Source organism: Mesorhizobium japonicum MAFF 303099 (genome assembly GCF_000009625.1).
GTDB classification, from domain to species: domain Bacteria; phylum Pseudomonadota; class Alphaproteobacteria; order Rhizobiales; family Rhizobiaceae; genus Mesorhizobium; species Mesorhizobium japonicum.
In genome coordinates this window covers 198,058-216,619 of the sequence record NC_002679.1, presented here as the reverse complement: position 1 = coordinate 216,619, position 18,562 = coordinate 198,058, and the positions used below count along the sequence as shown (strand labels likewise).

Annotated in this window: 14 protein-coding genes and 1 pseudogene; 6 read left to right on the top strand and 9 right to left on the bottom strand. The window is 57.3% G+C overall.

Annotated elements, in window-relative coordinates:
* Nucleotides 1-32: 32 nt before the first annotated feature.
* The 3 genes and pseudogenes from MAFF_RS36970 to MAFF_RS38775 all read right to left on the bottom strand — a co-directional run.
* Nucleotides 33-1,235: a transposase gene (locus MAFF_RS36970; RefSeq protein ID WP_010915852.1), complete on the bottom strand. Its 1,203-nt coding sequence runs from the start codon at nucleotides 1,233-1,235 to the stop codon at nucleotides 33-35.
* Nucleotides 1,236-1,421: 186 nt separating this feature from the next.
* Nucleotides 1,422-2,936, bottom strand: a complete 1,515-nt coding sequence (locus tag MAFF_RS35855; RefSeq protein WP_010915853.1) for an ISNCY family transposase — start codon at nucleotides 2,934-2,936, stop codon at nucleotides 1,422-1,424.
* A 204-nt stretch (nucleotides 2,937-3,140) separates the two neighbouring features.
* Nucleotides 3,141-3,572, bottom strand: a pseudogene (locus MAFF_RS38775) (recombinase family protein); the annotation flags it as partial.
* A 447-nt stretch (nucleotides 3,573-4,019) separates the two neighbouring features.
* On the opposite strand from MAFF_RS38775, the gene MAFF_RS35845 reads away from it, so the two are divergent.
* The 4 genes from MAFF_RS35845 (at nucleotide 4,020) to MAFF_RS35830 (ending at nucleotide 9,758) form a co-directional block, all read left to right on the top strand.
* Complete coding sequence (locus MAFF_RS35845; RefSeq protein WP_157866243.1) at nucleotides 4,020-5,063, top strand: hypothetical protein; 1,044 nt, start codon at nucleotides 4,020-4,022, stop codon at nucleotides 5,061-5,063.
* 24 nt (nucleotides 5,064-5,087) lie between these two features.
* Nucleotides 5,088-6,143, top strand: a complete 1,056-nt coding sequence (locus MAFF_RS35840) for a cysteine synthase family protein (RefSeq protein WP_010915972.1) — start codon at nucleotides 5,088-5,090, stop codon at nucleotides 6,141-6,143.
* The gene (locus MAFF_RS35835) at nucleotides 6,143-8,860 is read left to right on the top strand and encodes a lyase family protein (protein WP_010915973.1); all 2,718 of its coding nucleotides are present in this window, start codon (nucleotides 6,143-6,145) and stop codon (nucleotides 8,858-8,860) included. Before MAFF_RS35840 ends, MAFF_RS35835 begins: the two co-directional genes overlap by 1 nt.
* 421 nt (nucleotides 8,861-9,281) lie before the next feature.
* On the top strand, nucleotides 9,282-9,758 hold the full coding sequence (locus tag MAFF_RS35830) for an Lrp/AsnC family transcriptional regulator (protein ID WP_010915974.1): 477 nt from the start codon (nucleotides 9,282-9,284) through the stop codon (nucleotides 9,756-9,758).
* 152 nt (nucleotides 9,759-9,910) lie between these two features.
* Here MAFF_RS35830 and MAFF_RS38770 read toward each other — a convergent pair whose 3' ends face one another.
* The 5 genes from MAFF_RS38770 to MAFF_RS35810 form a co-directional block, all read right to left on the bottom strand.
* The gene (locus MAFF_RS38770; protein WP_157866241.1) at nucleotides 9,911-10,402 is read right to left on the bottom strand and encodes a GNAT family N-acetyltransferase; all 492 of its coding nucleotides are present in this window, start codon (nucleotides 10,400-10,402) and stop codon (nucleotides 9,911-9,913) included.
* Nucleotides 10,403-10,942: 540 nt separating this feature from the next.
* Complete coding sequence (locus MAFF_RS38765; protein WP_080512162.1) at nucleotides 10,943-11,356, bottom strand: Rieske (2Fe-2S) protein; 414 nt, start codon at nucleotides 11,354-11,356, stop codon at nucleotides 10,943-10,945.
* On the bottom strand, nucleotides 11,353-12,468 hold the full coding sequence (locus MAFF_RS35820) for an amidohydrolase family protein (RefSeq protein ID WP_010915854.1): 1,116 nt from the start codon (nucleotides 12,466-12,468) through the stop codon (nucleotides 11,353-11,355). Before MAFF_RS35820 ends, MAFF_RS38765 begins: the two co-directional genes overlap by 4 nt.
* A 25-nt stretch (nucleotides 12,469-12,493) precedes the next feature.
* Complete coding sequence (locus MAFF_RS35815) at nucleotides 12,494-13,558, bottom strand: amidohydrolase family protein (RefSeq protein ID WP_044552361.1); 1,065 nt, start codon at nucleotides 13,556-13,558, stop codon at nucleotides 12,494-12,496.
* 294 nt (nucleotides 13,559-13,852) lie between these two features.
* Complete coding sequence (locus MAFF_RS35810) at nucleotides 13,853-15,271, bottom strand: PLP-dependent aminotransferase family protein (RefSeq protein WP_010915856.1); 1,419 nt, start codon at nucleotides 15,269-15,271, stop codon at nucleotides 13,853-13,855.
* Between the two features lie 74 nt (nucleotides 15,272-15,345).
* Between MAFF_RS35810 and MAFF_RS35805 the strand changes: the two genes are divergently transcribed.
* Both MAFF_RS35805 and MAFF_RS35800 read left to right on the top strand, forming a co-directional pair.
* Nucleotides 15,346-16,743, top strand: coding sequence for an NAD(P)/FAD-dependent oxidoreductase (locus MAFF_RS35805; protein WP_244420859.1), 1,398 nt, complete (start codon nucleotides 15,346-15,348; stop codon nucleotides 16,741-16,743).
* Entirely contained in the window at nucleotides 16,740-17,063 is a 324-nt protein-coding gene (locus tag MAFF_RS35800; protein ID WP_157866240.1) for a non-heme iron oxygenase ferredoxin subunit, read from the top strand. Before MAFF_RS35805 ends, MAFF_RS35800 begins: the two co-directional genes overlap by 4 nt.
* Before the next feature lie 65 nt (nucleotides 17,064-17,128).
* On the opposite strand, the gene MAFF_RS35795 is transcribed toward MAFF_RS35800, so the two are convergent.
* Nucleotides 17,129-18,421, bottom strand: a complete 1,293-nt coding sequence (locus MAFF_RS35795; RefSeq protein ID WP_044552197.1) for an LLM class flavin-dependent oxidoreductase — start codon at nucleotides 18,419-18,421, stop codon at nucleotides 17,129-17,131.
* Nucleotides 18,422-18,562 lie beyond the last annotated feature (141 nt).

Below are 18,562 nucleotides of genomic sequence, written 5' to 3'. Positions count from 1 at the left end.
GAATTTTGTTACCGGCTGCCTCATCAAGAATGTTACCCGCTCGCCAGACGTGCGGAGTCTGAAGCGACATACGGCGCTAGGCTGCTGACCTCGCCGATGAGCCGCTGCACGGCTTGTTGTCGCCACGCCCTTACTCGCTTCTGCAACGTGTGAAGCTGGTGCAAGCTGTATCGTCCGGGGTGACGGGCCTGGAACTCGACGAGAAGTTCAAGTGCGGTCTGATCCGGACGCTCTTCAAGGCATCGTGCCATCTCTTCCCAATGGTCCTTAACGATGTCGGGACGTCGGCCGCGCGGTTTGTCGTTGAGCCGACGATAAGTCTTTGGCCCAACGACAACACCGCGGGCGCGAGCCGCTTGGCGCCAGAGATTGACCCGTCGAACGAGTGTTTTGTACTGCTTGCGGGTAAATCGACCTGGAAACTGGACGCACAGCTCCTCGAAGAGCTGCGTGGCGTTGATGTTGGGGAATTCCTCCAATCGGCGACAAACGATCGGCCACACCATGCGGAGCGCCTGGACGCGGGCTTGGCCAGGCTCGGCGTAGACCGGCTTCGGCTTCTCCTGCATCGTCGCGGGAGGAGTGGGTGGGATCACCGGTTTGAGCGTCGGCGAGGGACTCGCAATAAGGGTTTGTGTCGAGACCTTTTGTAGACTTCGCAGGTAACGCGGTTTGGCTTCGATGGAGAAGGTCGGACGGATTTCGCCCGCATGCCAGGCGCTCGATAGGCTGGCTACGAACGCGGCCAGGTTGGGCGGTTCCGATGTCGCCGGTGGCGGTGTTTCGCCGTCAGCCAGCGCCGCCAAATAAGCCTGGACAGCTCGCATCTCCTCCAGCAGCTTCAGCGGATCGAGGTCGCCGGCGATCTCGCGCAGCTTGTTCTTGGCGGCCATCGGGATAGCCTCCGCCTGCAGGAGACGCTCGCAGGGGGTCTGCGGTGGATGATAGCGCTTAGCCACCTTCGCACCGTCACGCTGTTTGGCAGCCAGCTTGAACGAGGGCTGGAAGAAGTTCACGAACAGCCGGGATGCCGCGTAGAGGCGCGTGATCGCTCTGGCCGCCGCCAAGCCCTCGAAGCGCCGATACCCCAGGAGCTTCCGTACCACGGCACCATTTTTCTGCTCTATCCACGCTTGGTCATTCTTACGGTAAGGCCGCGAGCGAGTGAGTTCGATGCCGTGACCGAGGCAATATTCGATCAGCCTGTTGTTGACGAACTCGCTGCCATTATCCACATCCAGCGCTCTCAGGGTATAGCGCGACGATCTGGATGAGAGGCCCGTATTGCCTCACGTAACGATGCTCCCTGAGGCTCGAATGTTGCCTCATCCATTTTGCTCCCGGCTTGGGTGAAGGAGGCCCGGCGCGGAGATGGCCGGGGTTTCGGAGCGTCGGGCCTCCTTGGCGAGCGCCAGGAAGCCTCAGTTTGGCCTTGCGATCTCCGGGATCGGTGGCCCGTTGTTTAAGGGGCCAAACAGCAGCGCGTCCGCCTGTTCGCTGCGCCAGACCTTCAGCCGACGCTGAAGTGTTCGAAGCAGTTTGTTCGGGTAATCGCCGGGATACTCGGCCTGCAGTCGTGACAGAAGTTCGCTGCCGGTTCGCCATGGTTCGGCTTCGAACCAATTTCGCAAGTCGGCAGTTGCCTTGACGAGAGGGTCAGGACGCCGCCGCCCTCTTTTGGCCTTCACAATCGGGCGATCCGTCGGCCGGATAGCTCCGTCCTTCCAAGCTGTCCGCAAACTCGCCAGGAAAAGGTCGATTGGTTGAGCTGTGCCGTCAGGGCGGATGGCCTGCGAAGTATCGGCAAGCGCAGCGAGTCGCTCCTGCACGGCGCGGATATCGCGCAATAGCAGGACAGGATCGAGCCCGGCGTAGATTTCCTGCAGACGGGAGCGGACTGCATCGGAGGTGCGAGCGTCGGCAACCAGACGCTGATGCGGCGTAGCTGGCGGACTATACGTCTTGCGCATACGTGCGCCGTCGCGCTGCTTCGCGATCAACTTGAACGATGGCTGAAAGAAGTTCACGAACAGCCGCGCTGACCGGTAGAGCTTCGCTAGCAGCGTGGCGGCCTCCAGCCCCTCGAACCGACGATATCCGACCATCCTACGCACCACGGCGCCATTCTTCTGCTCAACAAAGGCCTGGTCATTCTTGCGGTAGGGGCGGCAGCGCGTGAAGACGATGTTGGCGGCGTCGCAATAGGCCTTCAGCGTCTCGTTCATGAAAACGGTGTCGTTGTCCGTATCTAGGCCCAGAAGCGCGAAGGGCAGTTGCTTGCGCAATTCAGTGAGCACCGTGCTCAACAGTGTCTGTTCGCGAACCAGCAGGGGCGCACATTCCGTCCAGCCGGTCGCGATGTCGGTGAGCACGAACGTTTGGATGAAGCTGCCGCGAGTCGAAGGGCCGCTATGGGCCACGAGGTCCGCCTCAACGAAGCCTGGCGCAGGATCGTCCCAATCCGCCGACGTTCTAATGGGAATGCTCCGTCGCAGGGCGTGCGCCGCGGGCCGTCGTCGGGGACGTCCCAGGCCTTCTCGGATCGGTCGCAGCGTCCTGTCGATCGTGGCCGCGCTCATCGCCAGCAATTTGCCCCGGATTTCCAGCGCTGGGTCAAAATGACCGTGCCGTTCCATTGCCTCGATAAGGACGGACAGCAACGCTTTCAGCCGCTTGCCGCAGACGCGGTCAGACGCCTCCCAGAGCAATATGAGCGCATTGCGTTCCGCTTCATCATAAATTCGCGGCCGCGCTCGCCGGCCTGAAAACGGCCCTTCACGGCGTCGTAGCAGCCGCATCGCGTGCTTGCGGTGAAAGCCCGTGATGACGACGAACTCATCCAAAATTCTCGCCTTCTCCGCTCGCGTCGAAGCACGATAGCGCTCTGAAACCGCCGTCGTCAGTTCTTTCCTTGTCGCCATGCTCAGCCGTCCCATCGTCGCCCCTGCTCATACCCCTCGGTAGGGAGCAACTTATGTGAGGCAACGGTTGAATATTCGGGAACAATTCAGGCGAGGCAATGCGCGACACCAGATTGCTGGCGACCCCTCTCCTCAAGCGTAACGTCGCGCTGCCAACCCTTTGGAATCTACGTCGCGGTCGTCCTCAATGCCTGGGCACGGTTGATCATCGGTTACGCCGGCAATCGCGGCCAGCATGTCCAATGGCATCCCGTTGAGGGCATCGAACATGCGGGCGGTAAAATCATCGTCGCGGCCGCCCATCATCATACGCGAGGTCGGGAGGTCGAGGGCGACCACCTTGACGCCTTGACGTGGCGCCGGCGAATCTCATCCTTCAGCCGCTCCCAATCGGCCGTGTTTAACCGGCTAAGGCGGTCCACCCGCTCAGTCAGCAGGATGTCGCCTGGCTGGCGTCAGCAGGCGGAGCAGCTCAGGGCGGGCGAGGCGGGCGCCGCTCTCGGTCTCCATGTAGGTCGCGGCGATCCGCAGACCGTGCTGCTTCGCGAACGCCTCAAGGTCGGTGCGGGCGCGTCCGGCGTCTTGCTCCTTGTTTGAGGCGCGCAAGTAGGCCCGGACAAAGGTGGCGTGGCCGTTCGGTTCGTTTTGCAGGGTTCGATTATAAGTGGTTCGCTTTAAGCTTCGATCGATATTTATCGAACCGCACGGGGAGCAGTTCGCTAGAAGTATGCCCAAAACACACCGTCTGGATTTGCGGATTTCTGATTTCTATGTGCAACAGAACGCCCCCGGCGTGAACCGGGGGGCTTATCGTAATCAGTGTTGCGTGTGGGCTCCATGCTTAGTGCGGCACAGGTCGCTGTAACGCGCGGTAGAATCGCGTTCGGCGTCGGGTCGACAATCAACATGGCAACAAATCCTTCAAGTTACTTCACAGAATCTTTGCGTCCGCAAATCCCTGACAATGGTACGTTCCCCCAAAGTCTGAGGTCAGGCACCTGGCACCCTAGGTAGAAAGTATACAAACTGAAACCCGAGCCCTGTTGCGATCCAGGTCTGGTCCCTTAGCAATTCAATGTACCTGACGGGGGAGGTGATATGGCGATTCAGAATTCCAGGCATCCCATCGACCCTCCAAGAGACGGGGCGGGCATGTCGACTAGCGAACTTCTCGAAGCGGCCGCCGATGAAATTTGGAGGCCATACATGTCTCACCAGACGTTCGATGGCCCGGATGCGACCCAGATCATCGCTAAGGACGGGCTGCAGCCAAGGGTTCATTCCAGCGACGCTCTTTGTTGCGGAACATTCGGCGAGTTGCTGCAAGGTCAGTTGCCGGTCGGCTCCATTGCCCGGGACTCTCACTTCTTGGTCACGATGCCCATCGCGCTTTTTGCGCGAGCTCACTTCATACCGATTGCAGGCACCCGATCTGTAACCGTTTATCCGTCGCATAAAGTCAAGGCTAAACGACTGGCTGAAAATCTCGTGACTGCGCTCAGCGCCACAGGAGGAGTCCTCCTTTTGCAATCTGAACTCCCCGAAGGCAAAGGGCTGGCGAGTTCGTCTGCGGATCTTGTTGCGACTGCTCGGTCAATCGCCTGCTGCTTCAGGCGCAGAGTCCGGACATCACTAATCGAGAAGCTAATGGCGGAGATCGAGCCATCCGACGGGGTGATGTACCCAGGCGTGGTCGCATATCAGCAGCGAGCATGTCGCCTTCTCTCCTTCCTAGGCCAAATGCCTCCGCTAGCAATCGTTGGTATCGATGAAGGAGGGACGGTCGAAACCGTCGACTATGATCAACGGCGAGGTGAGATCTCCACCAATCAAAGAGCCGAATATCAAGAACTCCTGAACCGCGCACGGATAGCAATTCCATGGGGTGATGCGGCGACGATAGGCAAAATAGCCACATCCAGCGCTCTTTTGCATCAGGAGCGAACTCCAAAGAAGCATCTCAACTCGATGCTGAAAGCATGCGAGGCCACCAGCGCTCTCGGGGTTATCGTCGCGCATAGCGGCACAATGATCGGAATCCTGCTTGATCGAATGGCGGCTGACTTTCCACGGAAGCTTCGGTCCGTGCTCGCCCGTGTAGCGCCGTTCTACAACTCGCCAAAAATATATCTGACCATGTGACTGGCTGCAGGTGAGGCAAGCAATATGGACGCTGTTCGCAAACGCCTGCCATACGCCGGATATTCCGAAGCCTATGCCCTCCCCAGCATTATTAAGTGTGAGACAAATCTTTATCTCGCGCAGTTTGCGTTCATGAAGCTTCTCCCAGCGAAGTACATCATTGAGCAAGCGCTGGCTCAAGGGACTTTGACGCACGGCATGAAAGTTCTCGAGACCTCGAGCGGAACCTTCGCGCTGGGTCTGGCCGTAGTTTGCCGGGAACGTGGATTCCAGCTCGAAATCTTCACCGACCCAGTGATGGACAGAGGCCTGGAAAACAGGTTGACCTCCTTGGGAGCCGAGGTCTGCATCATAACTGAAAAGGCGAGGGAGGGTGGATATCAAAGAAGCCGCCTCGATGCATTGCATGCCAGGATGAGACAGTTAGGCCACTCCTGTTTCTGGCCCCGGCAATACGAAACACCGGACAACCCCGCAGCCTATAAGCTCTTCGCCGATCAAATATCGGGGATGCTGGACGCCGACGTAACGTTGGTCGGTTCTGTGGGATCAGGCGGCTCTACCTGCGGAACGATAGAGCGCCTCCGCCAAAAAGCCCCTGGCGCGCGCCTAATTGGAGTGGATACCTTCAACAGCGTCATTTTTGGCCAACAGGATGGCGAACGGAAGCTGCGGGGGCTGGGGAACAGTCTTGTCCCCAAGAACGTGAAGCATGAACTCTACGACGAGGTGCATCTCATCTCGGCTCCGCTCGCATTTGCTGCAACGCGAACCCTCCACGAGCGGCACGCCGTTTTCGCCGGTCCGACCTCTGGAGCGAGCTACATTGTCGGGCGTTGGCGCGCTCGGCAGTATCCAGGAGAAACCGTCGTCGTCATATGTCCCGATGAGGGGCACCGCTACGTAGAAACCGCTTACGACCACGAGTGGCTCAGGCAGAACGGATGCCTACATGAGGGAGCTCTCCAGGACACTCCGTCTAGCGAAGAGCATCCCTCGACCGCTCTCCCGCCATGGAACCGATACCTTTGGAGGCGGAAAAGCCGGGAAGCTGTCCTGAGCCTTTTGGAGGAAGTTTGATGAACAGAGGTAGCTTCCTTTTCGTGGAAAGCAACACGACTGGCACTGGCGAACTATTGATGAAGCGGGCCCGACTCCTGGGCTTTGAAACCTACCTCGTTACTCGCAATCCAGCGCGCTATCCCTTTCTTAGGGACTCCGTCGCCCAACTAATCGAAGCTGAAACGCGCAGTCCGGATGAACTCGTCGGGGTCGCTACCAAATTAAGCGGCCTGGCAGGAATATACTCGTCGTCGGATTATTTTGTGGAAGCAGCGTCTAGTGCCGCGATGGCGATGGGGCTACCAGCAGCGAATGCGCGGGCTATTGCCACATGCCGGAACAAATGGAAGCAAGCGACCGAGTTACAGCGGCATTCAATCCCGATTCCTGAAACTTGGTTGGCCACTTCCATCCGAGACGTCGAGAATATTCTTGCCCATGGCACTCTACCGGTGGTCGTGAAGCCGGTATCGGGAAGCGGTAGTAGCGGCGTGCGGTTATGCGACAGTGCTGCGGCCGCCATCGCGGGCTTTAATAGCGCGAAGAGTGTACTGCAAGACCAAGTGGATTTGCCCAGTCCCGACATCCTCATCCAGCAATATGTCGAGGGTAAGGAGTACTCTGCGGAGATAATTGCGTACGATGGGAAGCTGCATTGTCTTGGAATTCTTGCCAAACACAAAGGCCCGCCTCCCTGCTTCGTCGAGGTGGGGCACGATTTCCCGGCCCCGCTATTGGAGCCGTCCCTCCAGGAATTGGCCTCTTTTGCCTCAGGCGCAGTGTCGGCCCTCGGCCTGGAGTTCGGACCGGCTCATGTGGAGTTCGTGATAACCGAGTCAGGCCCCGTCATCATCGAGGTCAACCCCAGGCTGGCTGGAGGAATGATTCCAGTCATGCTCTCCCACGCCTTGGGAACGTCAATCCTTGACATGGTGATTAGGCTCTACGCGGGAGAAGGGTTCACGCCTCCACGCGGGAGCGCAAGGGCGGGAGCTATCCGTTTCCGACTTGCTCCCACGTCAGGGAAGCTCAAAAGCCTCGGCTTTTCTCGAAATCCAGACCCGACAGTGCCAGAGGCCGGGCTACTGAAATCTGAGGGAGGCGACGTTCAAATAAAGGGCGACTTCAGAGACAGAGTAGCCTACGCCGTAGGCGTCGCTGATGAACTCGATGCTGCCGCCGCGGCGGCTGATCGGATGATCGATTCCCTTGTAATCGATATCGAGACGGCTGCTGACGAATCGGACAAGCAAGACCCTGGGCCGGGCGAGGGCAGGTGGGCCCTGCATCCTGAAGCGATGAAGTTGCTCGCCCCCCCTATCGAAATCTCGCGCGATGGCCGCCTTCTGCAGCATCAGGCGGCCATAGACGAAGCACATCTGGTCATGCTTGCGGACCAGGGCTTGGTCAGCCAGGCGGCCGCTGCCGATCTCCTCAAGCACATTTTGGATCTCCAAGACGAGGGCTTTCAGTCTTTGGAGGGCCGCGATGCCCCGCGTGGCGTCTATCTGGCCTATGAGGCCGAACTTGCGGCCAGAGCTGGCCCGGAAAAGGCCGGCTGGCTGCACCTTGCGAGATCCCGTAACGACTTGAACGCGACCATTTCTCTCCTGGTTCTTCGGGAGGCTGCATGTTCCATTTCACAACAGATAGGAATTGCACAAGGTGCCCTGCTTCAGCGAGTGGAGGAAGCGTCAAGCCTTGTGGCCCCGCTGTACAGCCAGTACCAGATCGCACTCCCCGGATCGCCAGGGCACTATCTGCTTGGCGTCTTCTTCGCTCTGGGGCGCGAGCGCCAGCGCCTCCATAGCCTGCTGGAAGACATCAGGAACTGCCCTATGGGAGCTGGTGCCGGCGGAGGCACCAGTATGCCGATTGATCCTTTGAAAACCGCAAGTCTTCTGGGATTTGAAGAGCCGTCGTTCAACTCCCTTGATGCGGTCGCGAGCCGCGACCATCACCTGCACGGGCTTTCTATCTTTGCTAGCATCTCAACCTTGCTCAGTCGTGTGGCCCAGGATCTGCAGGTCTGGACAACACGCGAGTTCGCTCTGATCGATGTTCCTCGAAATCTTGCCGGCGGCTCTTCCATGCTGCCGCAAAAGAAGAACCCGTTCCTGCTTGAACACATCAAGGGGTCGGCAAGCACCGTAATTGGTGCATACGTCTCTGCCGCAACGGCTACCTGCAAAGCGCCTTTCAGCAACTCGATTGAAGTAAGCAACTACGGCTGCTCACCTCTCAGGCTTTCCGAGGAGGCCCTGCAGAGAGCCCTCATCCTCACATCGCTTATCGTGAAGGGCATGTCGTTCAACGTGAGGTCGATGCGCGATCATCTCGAAGACGGGTCATCAATGACGGCTATCGCCGCCGAACGGATGGCGTCGCGAGGCATCCCTTTCAGGGAGGCCCACACACAAATTGGCGAGATCGCCCAGCGCCTGTCTCAGGATGACTGCGCCACACAGCGCCGAAGCGAGCTTGCCAGCCAACTCGCTGGTGTGTTCCCGGTGAGTCTTGAAGAGTGCAGGGATGCCCTGCAGTTCGGAGGAGGACCCGGAAAACGATCGACCGATGACCAGCTTTCCGTAGCAAAAACGCATTTTCGTGAGATGGAGCTGAAATGCGCCGAGATATCGGAACGCTGGGCGCACGCCGAGGCGCACTGCAAAGGGAGGGTAAAAGAACTGATCGATAAACACCGATCCACTTGTAGGAGTGGGGTGTGCGGATAAAGTCTGGCGGGTGTCTGGGGACCCGACAGGGATTGCGGTCCGAACCGACCTCGGGATTGAACGACGCCGCTGACTTGGCGTGAGGAGAGGTCGCGTATCCGTTGTCGGTTCGTTGACTGGTTTGTGTGGTTCAGGGTCTACCTCCCATATTCAAGTCAACGTTCTCAGGACTGTCAGGAATTCTCTGCGCGAGGCCGGTTTCGCCAGGCTGACGAACCCTACGACGAAAGCGACGGCGAACCGGGTCTTAGCCTCGAACCATCCACGCGGTGGTCGTTTCCACTCGTCGGCCCGTGGTTCAGAACCAAACATAGCAGCCTCATGTCGTTCGAGCCCTCCTTACCGTCCAGACGCTGCGACGTGAGAACTATCATGGCCCAGAATTTGCGCTGAGAGCCACCTATATCAGGAGAACGCCTAGATGACGCAGGCTGGCAAAACTCGGCTCGACGATTTCGACATAAAAATCCTGCAATTGGTGCAGTTCGACAGCCTCATGCCGCAGCACGAAATTTCGGACCGCGTTGGCCTCTCTGCAGCGGCGGTGGCGAGACGCCTAAAACGGCTTTCGTCCACAGGGATAATCAGAAAGGACATGTCCATCTCAAACGAGAGAGCGGTTGGGAGTCCTCAGACGGTCATCGTCGAGGTGACGGCTAAAAACGGAAAACCGCATTTGCTCGACGGGATGAAAAGACGGTTCCTGAACTGCCCTCAGGTGCAGCAATGCTACCACGTTACCGGAGGGGCAGACTTCATCCTCATCATTAACACCAGGGGGATGGACGAGTATACGTTTCTCACACGCCAATTATTTTTCCAGGAAGGAAACGTGAAGAGCTTCCGAACTCGCGTCATGATGGAAGAGGTTAAGTCCGCGGATCCAATCCCGCTTTAGCCATCGCAATTCCGGCGCTTCGACTTCAGCTTCGCCGCTTCACGCTCGAGGTACTGGATCAGTTTGAGAGTCTGAACGGGTATAGCAAGAGCGATTTGACCGCTGCGATGATCGGGCAACAGCCGACAAAGGAAGTCACAATAATCTCGACTTCAGACGGAACCGATCTCGCGTTCAAGGACATTTTGCAAGCCAAACTTTTTGTCGCAGTAAGTAGCGCCGGTGTCAGAAAACCCAGACGCCAGATAAAAATGTCTAGCCCTTACATTATCTTCTTCAACGGCAAGCATGAGGCGGTTGGCAGATGGGCGGTTTGTGGAAATCCATTGAGAGACAAGTTCAGTGGCCGCTTTTCCATATCCGTTACCTTGGTATCCTCGACCTACGCGAAAGCTGTGCAAGGTAATCACGCCTGGCGGGGCCCATTCAGGCAAGGCCGCTTGTTCACGCAGGACAAAGAAGCCAACGATCTGATGGCGGACATCGACTGCAAATGGGTGCTCCAGGTCGGGGCGTGCGTTACCTTGAAGCTCGGAGAACACAAAATCCAACTCGTCGACAAACCGTTCTTGCTCGGGCTCGAGCTCTAAGTGGGCGACGCGAGCTCGATCAAAATGAGATAAAGTCTTCAGCGTCGCGTGCATGCGGGCTAGATCTCCCTTTCGGTGGAAGTTGTAGCCTCTGATGAAGCACGAATGGATTAACTCAAGCTCCACCCGAATGTCGGTGGGCAACTCCTCCCGACTCCAAAGGGACGGGAGCAAAAGCCGTGCCACCTGAGCAGAATTAACTCGTGCGATGTTTTATGGGCCATGAATTCAAGAGCATGAGAGTGAAGTTGAAGGACGGACATCGAACACCGTGTCGCGGACGCGACAAACGTCATGTGCTCGACGTCTTGCGCATTGGTGGGATTGGTCAGGAACCGATCACGCGGGCGGTGATATTTTCCCGGTCATTTTGACCGAGATATGGCCGAGCTGCGTCTGTGTGGAGCGCTGTCGATGTCGGCGGAGGATGCATGGCCGGAGTGCAACGAGCGGCCCGAGAATAGAGCGCGCTCCGCTTCCGGAAGATCGGCGAGGACACCGGGGACGTCGGCACGGTGATAGCGTCGCCAATAGGATCGCTGGTCTTCGAAGCCGTTGTTGGAAGAGGGCTCGGTTCGGTCGCGCCAGTGCCGCTCAAACTGTGATCACGACATAATTCCCGTCAACATTGACCGCGACGGTTTCTGCCTGCAAAGGGCCTTTGGCCAAGACCTCGCCGGGCTCGACTTCGACGGTGAAAGTACGCGCCTGCACGCTATCAGGATCGCACCAGGATTGACCTGTGCGAATGTCGAATTCCCAACCGTGCCAAGGGCAACGCACTATCTCTCCGCGACGGGTGAGGCGATATTCCCCAGGACAAGGCGACTCAGCTCTGCTAACCAAGTCGCCTTGGCAAAGCGGTGCGCCTTGGTGAGGACAGCGATTAATTAGAGCAAAGAACTCGTCCTTAAGGCGGAACACGCCAATTTCCCGTCCTTTGACCGTCACGACCTTGCACGTGCCAGATGCAATTTCGTCTACCGTGGCGACCACATGGCGGCTCATGATTGGCTCAGCCCATACAACGTGCGTGCATTATCATGGAAGATCTTGCGCTTCCACGCTTCAGGCAAGGCGGCCTTGAATGCATAGCGCGGATCGTCTTGGTCCCAGTGGGGGTAATCTGTCGAAAACATCAACCGATCTTCCCCGATCCATTCGATCGTGGACAGCAGATCCTGAGGTCGCTCCGGCTCGTCAACGGGTTGGGTGGTAAGCCAAATGCGCTCGCGGACATACTCGGATGGCTTTTCACGCAACAGTGGCACCTCTGCGCGCAAACGTTTCCACGCCGTATCCAGTCGCCAACATAAAGAAGGCAGCCATCCGAATCCGGATTCCAGCAGGATCACCTTCAGATTGGGAATGTGCGACAATACACCCTCGCAAACCAAGCTAATCACCGTATTCTGCATGGCCTGCACATAGGCGGGATGTTCCTCATGATAGTAGGAGGGCCAACCGCCGGCAGTGGACGGGTGCCCCCCTATTCCCCCGATATGGATCGCGATCGGAAAGCCGTTAGCCGCGCAGGCCTCCATAATGGGCCAGTACCGCCTACGCCCGATCGGCTCCACGCCACGCTGCGGAAACTGCACCTGCACAAAACGCCGATCTCCCGCCCGCCTTTCAATCTCCGCAATGGCCGCCTTTTCATCCTCCACGTTGATTTGAACCGCGCCCTTCAACCGCGGTTCCGGATCACACCAATGTGCGAGCTGCCATTCGTTGGCTGCGGTCGCCAGGGCCGCGCCGAATTCGACATTGCGCTCGCTGCTAAGCTCCATGGGCTGCACCATGATGCCGTATTCGACGTTGAACAGATCAAGCAGCTGCTTTTGCATCATCGGAAGGTCAGCCCCGGGAACGCAGCCGTTCGATGGCCAAGCATCCTGCCGTACTCCGCCGCCCTTGCTCATCCGAGGGTAGTTCATTGTCTTCGCCAGTCCCTGGCGCCAGCGCGAGCCAATGGTTTCGCGATGCTCGCGCCAGTATTGAGGCAGGAACTCATCCAAATCGGCCAACGAGTTCCAGGTCGCGTGAATGTCGCAGTCAATAAACCCCGTATGGCTCGGAGCGGCGACCTTCGGCTTCTGGTTGAGCAGGTTTGTGTCCATGTTGGTAATCTTCGCTGTTCTTTGGTCAGTTCAGGCGGGGATAGGTCGCCAAAGCGTTGTCCGCGAGCATCTTCGATAGTGATTCGTGCGATAGCCCCTGAGGAACCGCATCGGTTCCGTCGAAATGCCAATGCGGATAGTCGGTGGAGAACAATAACATTTCATCGGAGCCAATTTGATCGATGATCGTCTGGACCTGCCCGTCTGTTGGGGGGGCATCGAAAGGTTGGACAGTCAGCCGCACATGCTCGCGAATAATCTCCGACGGCGGGCGGGTAAGCCAGGGAGTTTCAGATCGTACGCCGCGCCATTGTTTATTCGCGCGCCATAGATGCGCCGGCAACCAAGTCACACCGGACTCCAGCAATACGACCTTGAGGCGCGGAAATTTGTTGAAAACACCTTCAACCACCAAGCTATTGAGAGCGCCAGAGAATCCCGGTGCCTGTGATACGTAGTCGTCGATATAGTGCGACGACCAGCCCAAGGGACTGGGCGGATTGCGAAGACTACTTCCCGCATGGATGCCAATTGGCAAATCGTGGCGCTCGGCCGCGGCATAGATCGGCCAATTCTGTCGCCTACCAAGTGGCACCTCACCCATAGCCAACATGAGCACCTGCACGAACCGTAGATCGGCAGCGCGATGTTCGATCTCTGCGACTGCTAGTTCAGGGCTGTGTACCGGCACGACAATTGACGCCCGAAGTCGAGGGTCGCGATCAAGCCATTCCGCGCTAATCCAGTTGTTTATGGCGCGACAAAGTGCTGCGGATAGGTCCTCGCTGAACATGATCTGCGAGCCATGCAGCACGTTGCAAATGGCGAATCGTGACTGAAATGGGTCAAGTACCTGATCCCGCAATTGCTCGAATTGTGAACCGGGAAGCCCTTGCTGGGGACGCCAGTCCGGGCGACACGATAGAGGGAGGCTTGGCGGATACGAACTGAGCTCTAAGTCTTCGCGATCAAGACCACGGCGGATGACGTGCTCCCGCCAGTAGTCGTCAAGATATGGTAGCAGCGCGCGAGTGTCTGGGAGTGCCACGTGGACGTCGCAGTCGATCGGGCGGGCCGGGGAAGAAACCATTGTCAGCACTTTGTCTGGCGACTTGGCAGGAGTAACTCACCAATGCATTACTACTGCAGCCGTGTTGCGTGGTTTGGGGCTCTTGATACCAGGCCCATGTCGGAGTTTTCGCGCGATCTGCGGCGCCACGCAATGTACAGATTTCGGAAAAGCGCATCAGTACAGTTTGTCGCGCAGTCCGCCGGTGAAGGCGCCGGCTATGGCAAGGCGGACGCGGGAGTTGAAGCTCTCGACCCAGGCCCTGGACGGGCTCTCGAAACGGAATGCCTCGCGGTCTCCCAAAGGTCGCAGAAGTCAGCGTCCGACAATTTGTGCGATCAAATCGCCGATGCTGCCAATCTTCGCTTCGTTTTCCGCTGACCATGGAAACGACAAGTTCAGGGCAAAGAAATTTTCGAATGACCGGGCTGCGGCGGAAAATACCGAGCCGGGCAAAATGCTGACGTTCTGCTTGTGCAGTTGGAGCACCGCAGTCATGGACGTAAATTTTTGTGGACCACGAACCCAACACATGTAACCGCCCGTTGGTCGGCTTACGGAACATCCCGTCGGCAAGCTGTCGGCGAGCAGTTGAAGCCCTCGCTCCATGCGCGATGCAAGAGTCTCCCGAATGCGTCGCAACTGCCTGTCGTGGCTTCGGCTGGAAAGATACTCCGCTACGGCCTGCTGTATGCGCTGATCATTCGGCGCGTAGTCGCCCAAGTAGGACGCGGCCAATATTTTCTGCGAATGTTTTCCGGCGACAATCCATCCAAGCCCATATTGTGGGGATAGACCGCACTCAAAGCTGCTAAATTGCAATACGGTTTCACCGGAGTCGAATTTTCGCAACGAGTTATCAGTTACACTGTCGTACGTTATATCATCGAGCATGCTATTCGCTATGATCGTAACGTCATTCTTTTTTGCTACCGAGACGATCCTTTTCATTCGATCTTCGCTATAGGTGATTCCGGTCGGAAAATGGTTGCTCGCCATTAAAACGGCCACCCGGATTTCATTGTTCCTGACCAAATGCTCCAGCTGGTCAGGATCAATGCCATTTACTGGGTGTGAATAGATCTCGATCACACGTAAATTTCGTCGCTTAATACTCGACAAGGCAGGGAAATACGACGGACTTTCTACTAAGACGACATCGCCGGGATCAGTAAGGGCATCGAGACAGAGGTTGAACGCCTGTATCGCTGAACCGGTAATGACAATGTCTTGAGGACGGGTAACGACGCCGCGCTGCGCTGCGCGCTTCGCAATTTGGAGGCGGAGTTCAGGGTCGCCTCCTACGGAGTTGGCGGCAATCGCCTTTCTCCGCCTTAGAAGGCGACACATCACCCTGTCGACGTCAGCGCAATCGAACAGGTCGGCGCTGGGATGAGGTGCGCCGAAGGCATCCAGCGTCCGCTTTTGCCATGACAGCAGCAGGGCATGTGGGAAGTCCACGATCGAGATAGGTTCGATCGAGTTCTCGCCGTCATGTGGAAAATCGCCCATTTGTTGTAGTGGGGTACGCACCAGGTAAAACCCTGATCGGGGGCGCGCACTGCAATACCCATGGCTTTCAAGCAGTTCGTACGCGTGGTGGATCGTGACGGTGCTGAAACCGGTCAGGAGGCTGAGCTGCCTGATCGACGGCAGACGGTCGCCAACCTTTAGAGTGCCAGCGCTTATTTGCTTGTGAATAAGGTCGACAACAGAATTGTAGCGATAAGACATTATGCCAGCGTAACAGTGCTGATCTTCGCTGTCCAATGGACGTAAAACCATGACAGTTTTCGGCGCGTTGACTCGTGAGCGGCGCACCGACAGCCGGTCTAGAATCGGATTGTGATGATCAAAATCGAGCGCAGCTGTATCTAGGAACGTTCCAGCCGTTGATGTTAAGCGTTATCAGATACCGCTTAGAGACGGACACGGGAACGGATCTGATGGGCGACTTTGTTATTATCGGAAGTGGAGTGGCTGGCCACCGTGCTGCTGCTGAACTTCACCGGCTCGACCCAAGTCAGTCTGTGTACGTTGTCGGGACAGAACCAGGGGCGCCATATGACAGGCCACCCCTCTCAAAAGAATACCTGAAGACAACAGAGCCAGTTCGTCCGGACCTTGGCCCTGCCGAGATCTATAAGTCGAACGTGACACTGCGGGACGGCCTCACTGCGACCAGCATCGATCGCCCCAATCAAACGATAGCGCTATCGGATGGCTCTTCTATTCAATATGATAGGCTCTTGTTGGCCACAGGATCGCGGCTACGCCATCTGGATCTACCGAATATCGACCCTGCGCGCGTCTTCTATCTACGCACGATTTTAGATGCCCAGCGACTAAGGACGGCCCTGGATAACCATCTGCGTATTGCTATCATTGGAGGCGGCTTCGTTGGTTTGGAAATAGCAGCGGCAGCAAAGCGCAATGGATGCACCGTCACCTTGCTGGAACGCGCACCGGAACTCTTGTCGCGTGGCGCCACGCCTCCACTCGCAGAGTTTGCCCGCAAGATGCATTCCCGACAAGACGTCAGGATTTTTCTTGGCATCAACATCAGCGAAGCCTTCCAGGACGGAAGCGATATTGTTCTGAGGTGGCCTGAAGGCGAGGTCAGATCTGACATTCTGGTCGTGGGTGTTGGCATTATTCCTAACATCGAGCTTGCCCTTCAATGCGGACTAGCTACGGCTGATGGAATCCTGGTCGATCAACAATGCCGTACCTCCGACGAATGGATTTTTGCTGCTGGCGAGGTGACGAGCTATCCTGTCGATCGCCTAGGGGTGCATATACGCACAGAGTCATGGAGCTCTGCTTCAGCTCAAGGCACCGTGGCAGCGACCAGCATGTTGGGAAGAAATGGTATGTTCAACGAGCTTCCATGGTTCTGGTCTGACCAATATGACTGCAACATTCAATGCCTTGGATTACCGAAGAGGGCATCGCGTTTCCACCAGATCGGCGACCTGAACTCCGAGAGTTGGCTGCGCATTGGAGTTGACGATGCCGGATCCTTGGTAGGGGCTGAAAGCGTTAATAAAGGGCGGGAGATGTCGGCACTTCGGCGCGCCGATCGAAGGGGCGAGCCAATTCCAACGGCGCTCATCAAGGACTCAATACTGGTACAGAGTTGCTCAACGGTTGGTGATTTGGGAGCTGGATCCGCGAGCCTCAATGTAAATGTGAGGACGCAATGACCATGAATTGGGTAAGCCTGTGCCATCTGGATGACTTGGACACCGACGGGATGTATCCATTCGTCATTGGTGAAAAGAAAATTGCGATATATTTAATGAGCGGCGCTGTCTACGCAACGGATAACGTATGCAGTCACGCTTATACTCTATTGACGGATGGCTGGCTCGAAGATGGACTGGTCGAGTGTCCTTTGCACGGTGCACAATTCGACATCACGACTGGGCAGGTGGTCAGAGGACCTGCCGATTGTCCAATTGCCGTTTTTGAGACGAGGATCCGCGACAATGTCGTCGAAGTCCTCATCGAAGGGACCGTCTAAGCTGTGGTCAGTTCGGTACCCGGAACGCCGCTTCGGTAGTTCCAATTGTCACGTCATCGGATCGCTTACGCTTTGATCGTTTCCCTCAGAGTCGAGCCCGGATACTCCTTGCGGAATAGACCGCGCTTCTGGAGGATCGGGACGACCGATCGCGTGAAGGCCTCGAAGGAGCCTGGCATTTCGGTGGGCGTAACGATGAAGCCATCACAGCCCTTATTTTCGAAGAAATCCTGAAGCTGGTCGGCCACGGTCTCGGGCGTGCCCACGACTTGAGGGCAGAGTTCGCTTACGGCAAAATGCTTGGCCGCTTCGCCGAGCGTGAGATTGTTGGCCTTGGTGCCTTGAAGGATGATATCGAAGGAACCGCGCGAGCCGGTTTCTGCCGGGATGTCGATGATTGGCTTGTCGACCGGATACTGCGACAGATCGAGCCCGGTGTGGTCAGACATGAAGGGGATTCCGACGTGAGGGTCGACCAAGTCATTGATGTAAGCCTGCTTTTCGCGGGCAAGCGAGTTCGTTTCGCCGACGATCGGGTCCACTGAGACAAGGATGGCGCAATCGTCCGGATTCCGCCCCGCCCTGCCGACGCGATCCTTCATCTCGGCATAAAATTCCTGCATGTCCGGCAACGAGTGCTGAAGCGTAAAGACAAGCTCGGCGTGGCTGGCGGCAAAATCGCGGCCGCGCGGTGACGATCCGGCCTGCATAATGACCGGGTGTCGCTGAGGGCTCGGTGGGACGGTGAATACGCCCCTTGCTCCGACGTATTTCCCGGCGATCTCGGTGCGGCGCACCTTCGCCTCATCAATGAAGTCGCCGCTCTCCTTGTCAAGGACGAGCGCGCCGTCCGCCCACCCCGTCCACAAGTCGAGGCACACTTTCAGGACCTCCTCGGCGCGCTCGTAACGTTCACTGCGCGGAAGGAGCGCCTCCTCGCCAAAGATCTGCGCATCCAGGTCGCTAAAGGAAGTCACAATGTTCCAGGCGATGCGGCCACCACTTAGCACATCAAGCGAGGAAAGCACTCGGGCTATCGCATAGGGGTCTTGGAAAGTCGTCGACAATGTCACACCGAGTCCAATGCGCGACGTCGCCCGGGCCATCATCGCCACTAGCGGGACAGGATCAAGCAACGACATCTGCCCGCCTCGCGTCATAGTGGTTTCGTTATGGAAAGAGAGAACATCCGCGAAGAACAGTCCGTCAAATCTGCCTGCCTCGAGCGTTCTCCCCAGCGTTTCCCAGAACGCGGGGTCGAGAAACCGATTCTCTGTTTGCGGATGGCGCCACATGGCATGATGATGGCAAGTTGGCCCCGCCAAGAGAAACGCTACAAACTTCATCTGGCGAGACATTCTGGGATCCTTCAATTTGGCTTTTGATGTATATGCTGTTCTCATTGCAAGGGACGTGCCGACGGAGAAAACGTCCAGCTAGGTAACTGATTTACAATCGCTTTCCTCAAGCCATCCAAGGATGGTGCGAAAACTTTCCCG